This is a genomic window from Methanobrevibacter oralis, assembly GCF_001639275.1.
In the GTDB taxonomy this organism is placed as follows: domain Archaea; phylum Methanobacteriota; class Methanobacteria; order Methanobacteriales; family Methanobacteriaceae; genus Methanocatella; species Methanocatella oralis.
In genome coordinates this window covers 1-9,644 of sequence record NZ_LWMU01000085.1, presented here as the reverse complement: position 1 = coordinate 9,644, position 9,644 = coordinate 1, and the positions used below count along the sequence as shown (strand labels likewise).

10 protein-coding genes are annotated in these 9,644 nt (G+C 27.9%); 6 read left to right on the top strand and 4 right to left on the bottom strand.

The window, feature by feature from the left end; all coding sequences use genetic code 11:
• Positions 1-206: 206 nt before the first annotated feature.
• Genes MBORA_RS07320 through MBORA_RS07295 form a run of 6 tightly spaced genes read left to right on the top strand, consistent with a single transcriptional unit; the run spans position 207 to position 4,964 of the window.
• A complete protein-coding gene (locus tag MBORA_RS07320; protein ID WP_042694912.1) occupies positions 207-1,061 on the top strand; it encodes an AAA family ATPase in 855 nt (284 codons plus the stop codon).
• Positions 1,062-1,072: 11 nt separating this feature from the next.
• The gene (locus tag MBORA_RS07315; protein ID WP_063720466.1) at positions 1,073-2,230 is read left to right on the top strand and encodes a vWA domain-containing protein; all 1,158 of its coding nucleotides are present in this window, start codon (positions 1,073-1,075) and stop codon (positions 2,228-2,230) included.
• An 8-nt stretch (positions 2,231-2,238) separates the two neighbouring features.
• Positions 2,239-3,153 (top strand): TIGR00269 family protein, encoded by a 915-nt coding sequence (locus MBORA_RS07310; protein ID WP_063720465.1) that lies wholly within the window; start codon positions 2,239-2,241, stop codon positions 3,151-3,153.
• Positions 3,154-3,161: 8 nt separating this feature from the next.
• Positions 3,162-3,365, top strand: coding sequence for a MoaD/ThiS family protein (locus MBORA_RS07305; protein ID WP_042694918.1), 204 nt, complete (start codon positions 3,162-3,164; stop codon positions 3,363-3,365).
• Positions 3,366-4,232 carry a damage-control phosphatase ARMT1 family protein gene (locus MBORA_RS07300; RefSeq protein ID WP_063720464.1) on the top strand — a complete coding sequence of 289 codons (867 nt, stop codon included), beginning with the start codon at positions 3,366-3,368 and terminating at the stop codon, positions 4,230-4,232.
• Positions 4,233-4,964 carry an NAD(P)-binding domain-containing protein gene (locus MBORA_RS07295; RefSeq protein WP_232817571.1) on the top strand — a complete coding sequence of 244 codons (732 nt, stop codon included), beginning with the start codon at positions 4,233-4,235 and terminating at the stop codon, positions 4,962-4,964. It abuts the gene before it with no gap.
• On the opposite strand, the gene MBORA_RS07290 is transcribed toward MBORA_RS07295, so the two are convergent.
• From MBORA_RS07290 to mer, 4 genes are all read right to left on the bottom strand, one after another.
• Positions 4,954-6,234 (bottom strand): nucleotidyl transferase family protein, encoded by a 1,281-nt coding sequence (locus tag MBORA_RS07290; protein ID WP_063720462.1) that lies wholly within the window; start codon positions 6,232-6,234, stop codon positions 4,954-4,956. The two genes, MBORA_RS07295 and MBORA_RS07290, sit on opposite strands and share 11 nt — an antisense overlap.
• A 22-nt stretch (positions 6,235-6,256) precedes the next feature.
• Positions 6,257-6,739 (bottom strand): DUF308 domain-containing protein, encoded by a 483-nt coding sequence (locus tag MBORA_RS07285; RefSeq protein ID WP_042694914.1) that lies wholly within the window; start codon positions 6,737-6,739, stop codon positions 6,257-6,259.
• Between the two features lie 39 nt (positions 6,740-6,778).
• The gene (locus tag MBORA_RS07280) at positions 6,779-7,861 is read right to left on the bottom strand and encodes an archaeosine biosynthesis radical SAM protein RaSEA (RefSeq protein ID WP_042694915.1); all 1,083 of its coding nucleotides are present in this window, start codon (positions 7,859-7,861) and stop codon (positions 6,779-6,781) included.
• Between the two features lie 125 nt (positions 7,862-7,986).
• Positions 7,987-8,949, bottom strand: coding sequence for a 5,10-methylenetetrahydromethanopterin reductase (gene mer, locus MBORA_RS07275; protein WP_042694916.1), 963 nt, complete (start codon positions 8,947-8,949; stop codon positions 7,987-7,989).
• Positions 8,950-9,644: the final 695 nt, after the last annotated feature.

The window sequence follows — 9,644 nt, the reverse complement described above, 5'->3', positions numbered from 1 at the left end:
GGAAATACAATGCCCAAAGCACACAAAAAGAAATTCAGAACATTAGAAGGAATATTCAATCAAATAATGCACCAAAAAGATGGCTGGATCGAAAAACGAAAACAAGAGCTAACAAATTGACAGTCCCTATTAATTGACTTACATAAAGTATAAATTAAATTTACTATATAAATTTATATGCTAAAAATTTTAAGAAGGTTTAGAATTTGCAAGTCGAAAACATTAGTATTAAAGACATTGACAAAAGTCTTTTAAATGAAAATTATGTTTCTAATAATGAAATTTCAACAACAATTTATTTATCCTTTTTACTTAGAAAGCCAATGTTAATTGAAGGACCTCCAGGGGTTGGAAAAACAGAATTAGCAAAAGTGATGGCTAAGACTTTTGATAGAGATTTTTTTAGAATTCAATGTTATGAGGGAATTACATTTGAACAAATTGTTGGTGAATGGAATTACCAAAAACAATTACTTCATTTAGAAGCAGCTAAAACAGAAGAGTATAAAGAGGATAAAATATTTGAAGAAGAATTTTTTATTAGAAGAGCTTTATTAAATGCTTTTTTAAATAATAAAGATTCAGTATTGCTTATTGACGAAATTGATAAAGCAGATGAAGAGGTAGAGAGTTTTTTACTTCAAGCATTAGGTGAACAAGAAATAACAATCAACGATTTAGGAACATTTCAACTTCAGAATGATTTATTAGTAATTTTAACATCTAATTCACAGAGATCTCTTCTTGATGAAACTAAAGATAGGTGTTTATTCCTATATATTCCATATCCTACAGTTGAAAGGGAAATTGAGATAGTTAAATCCAAAATACCTGAAGCTAATGATGAAACAGTATCTAAAATTGTTAAAATTGTTCATGATATACGTAATCTTAATTTAATGAAAAAACCTTCTGTAAGGGGAACTGTTGATTGGGTAAAATCGGTTTCTAATCTTGGAGAGAAAAATCTTAATAAATCTCTTAAGAGTAGTGTTGGAGTAGCTATTAAAACAGAAAGTGATAAAAAAAGAGTTATTAAAGATATTTTAGATAAACAATGAATAAGATATAAATGATTAATAAAATAGCAAATCTATCATCTGAACTTAGAATGGAAGGGTTACCTGTCAGTATTAGGAGTACTCAAGCAGCTGTTAAAATTTATATGGATTTAGGTGGAGATGACAGAAACTTATTAAAAACAGCTTTGATGTCAATCTATGTTAAAGACAGATACGATATTCCTAAATTCAATAAAGTTTTTGAGAAATTATTTGCAGTTGATAAAGGCACTAAAGAGATTTTTGAAGAAGCTAGTAGAGGTAAAGCATATCAAGGAACTGGACCTAGATCTAATAAGTATATTATTAAAAAGCAAGGTGACGACTCTTTAAAATTCAAAAAAGAAGAAATTGATAATAAAAAACTTAAAATGTTATCTGGCCAACCATTATTGGATGAAGTTAGAAAACTTGAAAAAGATGGGGAATTAATGAACAAAGACCTTACAAAACTCAATAGATTCGACCCAAGAATGTTAGAGATCTGTCAAAGATTAGGTAAAAGAATAGCTAATAAACGTTCTAGAAGAAAATATGAAAGTAGTTCTCATAAAATTGATATTAGGAGAACAATAAGGGCTAATCTCAAATATGGTGGCGTTCCAATTGAATTAATAAAAGCAAAACCAAGACCTCATAAAAATGAACATCTATTCTTAAATGATATTAGTGGGTCATGTGAGTGGATTAGTAGTTGGTTTTTCATGTTAATGTTTTCGGCTCAAACTGCTTTTAAACATTCAAGAACTTTCGAATTTGATAATAAAGTTATTGAAACTACTTCTGCTTTAAAAGAGGAATATCTTATAGATTCATTTGTTAAAGTTAAAGATTTAAGACTTAAAAACATGATGGTTCATGGAACTTCAAATATGTATACAGCATTTAAAGGATTTAGAGATCTTGTTAATATTAATAATAAATCTTATGTTATTATTTTATCTGACTGTCGAGATTGGGCTGGACCTAAAGTAAAAGGTATTCCAGCTAGTGTTGATTTAGTTGAACAAATGGTTAGAGATGCTAAAAAGGTAGTTATTTTGAATCCTGAAGATAGAAATAAATGGGATATAGTAGATAGTTGTGTATCATTGTATGAAGAAGCAGGAGCTCAAGTATTTGAAGTAAACACATTAAATCAATTAGCTCAATTTGTAGAACAAATGTAGATGAGAGTATGAGATGTAGTAAATGTGGAAATCCAAAAGTTATTATCAAAAAAGAGCAATCAGGTCAATTACTATGTAAAGACTGTTTCATCGAATCAATAGAAAAAAAAGCTATTAAAACAATTAGAAAAGAAAAGTTATTAGATAAAAAAGATAAAGTTTTAGTTGCTCTTTCAGGTGGAAAAGATAGTGTAACTGCCTTAGAAATATTAAATACTTTTCGTGAAATGAATGTTATAGATATATGTGCTGTAACAGTCGATGAGGGAATAGATAATTACCGTCAAGATGGTGTTGATATTGCAATAAGACATGCTAAAAGATTAGGAATAGAACATAAAGTTGTTAGTCTAAAAGATGAATATGGTATTACTTTAGATGAAATAATGCAAAAAGATAACCATAAAGGGTCTTGCACATATTGTGGAGTATTCAGAAGAACAATTATTAATAAAGCAGCACGTGAAATGGGAGCTACTAAAATAGCTACTGGTCATAATCTAGATGATGAAGTTCAAGCAATCATTATGAATTATCTTGAAGGAAACACAGATAATTTAACTAAATTAGGAGCTAAAAGCGAATCTAAAGCTAAAGAATTCACAGTCAAAATCAAGCCTTTACGTGAAATACCTGAACGTGAAATTGGATTGTATGTGGTTGCTAAGGACTTGGAAGTTCATTTTGATAGTTGTCCATATGCACAACAATCATTTAGAGGGGAGGTCTCAGAAGTATTAAATCAGTTATCAAAAAAACATCCTACAATAAAATATTCAACACTTAGGGGATATGATAAAATTAAAGAAGTATTAAAAAAAGAGTTTAAAAAAGAATATCCTAAAGGTAGATGCGAAAGATGTGGTGAACCATCAGCAAATAGATTATGTAAAGCTTGCACATTTATAGAAGAATTGAATTAGGTGATAATATGTCATTTACATTAAGATTTAATAATGTAGAGGAAAAGAGAGAAATATCTAAAGAATACTATACAATTAAAGATTTACTTGAAGAATTGGATTTGTCTTCCCAGATTATTGTATCAAAAAAGAATGGAGAACTTGTTATTGAAGATGAATTAATCCATGATGGGGATAAAATTCATTTAGTTCAAATAATATATGGTGGTTAGTTGAAAATTAGTTATGAATGTGGGGCTTGTTTTTTAAGACAAGCTAGAGAAGCTATGGATTTAGCTAGTGATGATGAAGAACTTAAATTAGAAATTACGAGGGATATTTTCGAATTTTTAAGTAAAAATTTTTATCTAAACACTAACTCTAACAAAACTGGTTCTACTATACATAATATGATTAAACAAAAAACATGTTGCACCGATCCTTATTTTGAAGAAAAAATCAAAGGGAACAAAATAGCTTTAAAATATCTGCCTCTTGTTCAAGAAATATTAAAAAAAGACAATAGTTTAGAAAATCATGTTAAAATAGCTATTATTGGAAACATTCTTGATTTTGGTGCATTTAAATTAGATGATGATATTGAAAAGTTGATTAAAGAGTCTCTTAGTAAAAAATTAGCTATTAAAGATATTTATGAGTTTGAAAATGCACTTAAAACACATGGTAAAGTATTATATTTAGTAGATAACACTGGAGAGATTGTTTTTGACAAATTATTACTTTCTAAAATTAAAGAATATGATTTAGATATTACAATAGCGGTTAAAAAAGAACCTATTTTAAATGATGCATGCAGAGAAGATGCTTTAAATGTTGGGCTTGATGAATATGGTGAAATTGTTGATATAGGTGCTGGAACAGTAGGATATGTCGATAGTGAAATTTCACAAGATTTTAGAGAAATTTTTAATGCACATGACTTTGTAATTTCAAAAGGAATGGGTAATTATGAAGGGTTAACAGAAATAAATTTATCCAGTAAGGAAGTCTTTTTTTTGTTATGTGCAAAATGTAATACAATAGCTCGTGATATTGGAGTTAATACATTCGACATGCTTCTTTTTAAATATAATAAATAGATGATTATGATTATTGGATTCATTGGCTTTGGAAAAGTATCAAAAAACTTAATAAAACTCATTAAATCAGATGAAATTAAATTCATAACCTCTTTTGAAAATAGATTAGCTAAATCCACAAATGATTATAATATAGAAGTTTTAGATAGCTATAAGGAGGTTTGTGAGAAATCAGATATTTTAATTTCAGCTAATTCTCCAGAGAATGCTTTAAATGTAGCTATTGAATATGGAAAATACTGCATGGGAATTTATTTAGATTTAAATAATATTTCACCAAAAACTACAAAAGAAATATCCAAACACACTAATAATTTTGTTGATGGAGCAATAATAGGTAAAATTGATTCAGATAATCCTGTAATTTATTTATCAGGTAAAAATGCAGATAAATTATTATTTTTAAATGAATTTTTAAATGTTTTTAAAATTAGTGAAAATATAGGAGATGTAGCTATTTTAAAGATGCTTAGAAGTAATTATACAAAAACATTATCTCTACTTTTAATAGAATCTACTAACTTAGCTAAAAATCACAATTTAGAAAAAGAGTTTTTTGACATAATCTCATTAACAGAATGTAAAGAGTTTAAAGAGAAATCATTATCTAGAATAAATAACACTCTAAACAATAAAAAAAGAAAAAGTGAGGAATTATTGGAAATTATTGATTATTTTAAAGATGATGATTTAGAAATGACTAAGTTAGCTTACAGAAAACTTAACCAATAGCTATTTTTACTTTAAAACCTTTTTTAGCTTCAATTATAGTTCCACTAACAGGAATAAAATTTGAATCCATGACATATCTTAAATAAGTTACTTCTCGAGCAGGTAATCTTAAATTGGTTTTTATTTTTTTATTTTCACTTTTAAATTGAATAGAAATCTTATTGTCCTTATTTATGAATAAATCGCAGTTAAGACCACTTTTAGTAATTTTACTTTCGAACTTAGTTAAATTTAGTCCAGCTTCTAAGATTGATGGAGCATTTTTAACAATTATATTTTCACTTCTAAATTTATTATTAGCTTCTTTTGCACTTACTCCATAATTAGACATACTTGCAACGTACCATGCTCTATCAATTACTCTTTGAACTTTTTGATTATCGGGGATTACTCCATTGGATTCATAATTCTTCATTAAATCCATCACTTCCTTTTTTGTAACCTCATTTTCAATTGCACTTACTGCAAGTCTAGTCATCACAGGCCCATAATCTGATTTTCTAAAAACAGCCCAAATAGATTCAGGATTCATATAAACTCTTCTTTTGATAATTTCATTTATAGTTTTTCCATTAAGATAAGCTATTTTTTCTAAATTTCCTCTGGAATAAGTGTTCATTCTTTTATAGATGATGTCCCAATTTCTTTTGCCTGGAACATTGTTGTTTTTTATTTCATCTTCTAAAATATCAATACTTGTTTTTGGAAGTAGTTTTTTAACATCGCTTGTAAGTTTAAGATTATTATCTATGATACTTTTTCTAATTAATCTAGCTGAATATTTTTCCTTGTCGAATTCTTTAATTACATGATATTTTAGTTTAGATCCAAGAAACTCATTTAATGCATACCATCTAATTTCATTTCTATTAGTGTAGTTCTTAGGCATTCCAACAAAATTACCTTCATCAACGAATCTTTGAGCTTTATTTTTAATTTCATCTAATGAAATACTTGCAGAAGTAATATAATCAGTAACTCCATCATCAATCATTTGTTTTAAACGAATAGGGACACTATAAGATAAGATAAGTCTATGATGCAAACCTTCAAATGATTTAATTTCATCAACTCCTAACGCTAAAGCCATTTTACATCTGGCTTCAAAATTTACAAAAAATGGAGCATGATTAGCACTGTATCCTTTATTTAAATAAACTACTAACTTTTTATTTTCTCTATTAGCAAGTTTTTTAGCTTCTTTAATTAATTTTTCATGTCCTTTATGGACTGGATCAAAGTCTGCACTAATTCCAATCAATATTAACACCAAAAACGTGAAGATAGATGAATTATCTATCTATTAATTTTAAGATACCATTAATTATTAACCAAATACCTATAAATGAACCAAGAATAATTGGATTTGAAAGGTAAGTTCCGATAATTATATACAATACCCCTAAAATGATTCCAATAATTCCAATATAGAATCCATAACGACTACTACGATTATTTAAAAGAGCTACAAGTCCTCCAATAATTAATATTATTCCTGCAATATATAATGAAAGCTCGGTTAAAATTCCAAGTAAAGAAGGATTAAATATTAAACCTATGCTTAATATTAAAAGTAACATTCCTAAAATTAAATCTAATATTGAACCTGTGGTGTTATAATCGATAATAGCTATTCCAACCATAAGGGAATAAATAGCTAGGAATAAAACGGATAATCCAAGAATTGCACTAACTCCAATAACTCCAAACATTGGAAATGCAATAATAAATATTCCTAAAATAATAGCGAATAAACTAATAAATTTAGTTTTCATTAAAATTCCTCCTAATAATAATTTAATGTTTTTTCATATTTAATATAATGGTAAATGTTTTATTTCAACATTTGAATAATTCATATCAGCATTATTAATTTCAGCTAACCACTCACTTTTACATTCACAGTCATATTCAATAAGTTCTTGTGTTAAATTTTTAGCAATTATTAAATGTTTCAAATCTTTATTGCATTTTTTACAATTATAAGGGCCTCGTCTAGAACCAAACCCTGATGTATCGAGTAGTGAGGAAATGTCTAATTTTGACCGGACTGTATTAATAATTTCAATACAACTCCAAATCCATGGAGGTTGATAAGCTCCTTTTCTCCAAAATCTTTCAATTAAAGTTCCTCCGTGTATTGTTGCTGGACAAAATGAAAGTCTATCTACGCCAATTGAATCACAATATTCAGCTGTTTTTATAGCTTCATCAACGCATTGTTTTTCAGAAGTTAAAATTGGTTTTACAAAGATATATGCTTTAGATTTGAGATTATAATTCTTTTTATTTCTTAATGTTTGTATCATATTAATTGCATTATTAAAATCTTTAAGAGTAAATCCTTTGTTGATTTTATTAATTCTAGTATAATCATTGGAAGTTTCAAGACCAATACTTATTTCAAATAATGTATCTCCAATAATTTCAAAGATTTCATCTAAATATTCTTCTTTGATGTATTCTGTTCTTGATTCAACAATAATTTCATCAACATTACCTAAATTAACCAAGGTTTTTAAAATTTCATCACGAGCATCTTTTGGAAGTTCATGAGGGTTTAAAAAACTACCTGAAGCAAATAATTTTACTGCAATCCTTTCTTCTTTAGTTATTGGATGTTTGGATAAATGTTCATTAAAAATTCTAAGAATTGTTTCACTATCAATAGACTCAAGTGTACAATCAGATACATAACTACACATTGTACATCCCCCACCATCTCCTAAAGCCCATGAACATCCTGGTGTGGGAAGTATAATAAATAGGGTTTTTGCAACACCATTATAAGTTAAATCGTCATTATACCAACTAGCTCCAACTTCTTCAGGAGTTTTAGGATCTTTTCTCTCAAAAGATTTTGTCCTAATTTCTTTACACAAATTTTCAATTTCCATTATTTTACCTGTTTCATAATAAATAAATTATATTATAAATTAAGGATTTTCATAATAAAAAAATTTTTGTTAAAAATAGTAGTTAGTTGGATAAAAAAATAAAAAAAATAAAAAAAGTTAGGAGTTTAGAAACTTGCGATTACATCTCCTAATAATTTGATGGATTCTTCTACATCTTTTCCGATTGGGGAACCAGCTACATATTGGGTAACGCCCATTTCACCTAATGCTTCTATTTTAGGTATGAATTCATCAGGTGTACCTGCTACGGAAAATGCATCAAGTAAATCATCATCTACTAAACCAATTGCTCCACCAAAGTCACCTTTACCTAAGCAGTCACCAATTTTTTCGTTGATTCCTTCAGGCAATCCGTGTCTAGCTATTACTGGAGGTGGTGAACCTGCTGCAATAAATGCAACTACAATTCTTGCCGCATTTTTAGCTGCTTCTGAGTCAGTTCCAATGGAAGTAGAGGTATATGCAGCTACATCAAAGTCAGCTAATTTTTTTCCAGCATTGTCAATTCCCTTTGAAATAAGAGGTAATGCTGCTTCATAATCTTTTGGATTGGATGCATTAATTAATACACCATCTGCAATTTCTCCAGCGGTTTCTAACATTTTAGGTCCTTGTGCACCCATATATATAGGGATATCTCCAACTGCTTTTACTCCACCTAATGCAGCTCCACCAGCAGTTTTATCACCATCAATTAAAGTTTTAATGTCAGCAATTGCATTTTTAATTGTGGTTACAGGTTTTTCCCATGGGATTCCTAATGCATCGAATGTTGCTTTATCACCAGGCCCAATACCAAAAGTAGCTCTTCCACCAGAAATTTCATCAATTGTTGCGATTGCAGAAGCAGAAATAGCAGGACTTCTTACATATGGGTTAGTTACACCAGGTCCTAATTTAATAGTTTCAGTTGCTTGTGCAATTAAAGCTAAGGATGCATATACATTTTTGTTGTTATAGTGGTCAGTGATCCATGCATATTCAAATCCTACATCTTCAGCTAATTTTACTAATCTTGCGATTTCATTTAAATCGGTTTGTGGTACGAATTCTATACCGAACTTCATTTTTTATCACCATTCATATTTTTGGTTAGTAATATATAAAGCAATTATTATTTGAGTTAGATAGAAACTTTTAAATATTATTTATGTGGTTGTTCATATTATCTTTATAATAAAATACTGCGTATTATTAAATTTTATTTTTATAATACTATTCTATTTCAGTACTTGAATAAAATAAAGTGTTATAATTTTTATTAAATTTTAATTTTTAATTATTTTTTTAATAAGTAAATCATTAAACTATTGTATTTTTTAACTAATAGCTATTTAAATCATTATATAGAAAATATATATACATTTGCAATATTTTCTATTTAATTTTGTTGATATTATTTCTCTCTATATTAAATGTGCTATATGTTTATGGTGTTAGTTTAAGTTTTATTGTATTAACAATTATAACTATGATGACTGCTTTTCCACATGTAGCTATAATTTATCATATTTATTAAATATTATTTATTAATTATTAATTGAATGTGTTTTGTGAGTGCCCAAGTTTTTTTTGGGTATGATGTTGGTTTTGTAGATGTGGTGAAATTTGATTATAGAAACTTTGTATCAAATTTTGTGTAATTACTCGTCTATATTTTTTTTAGCGTACTTCATAATTATTCTGTATACTTATTATTATGATCTGTTATGTGTTCAATTCTGTTTGATCCTGGCAGATGCTACTGCTATTGGGATTCGAT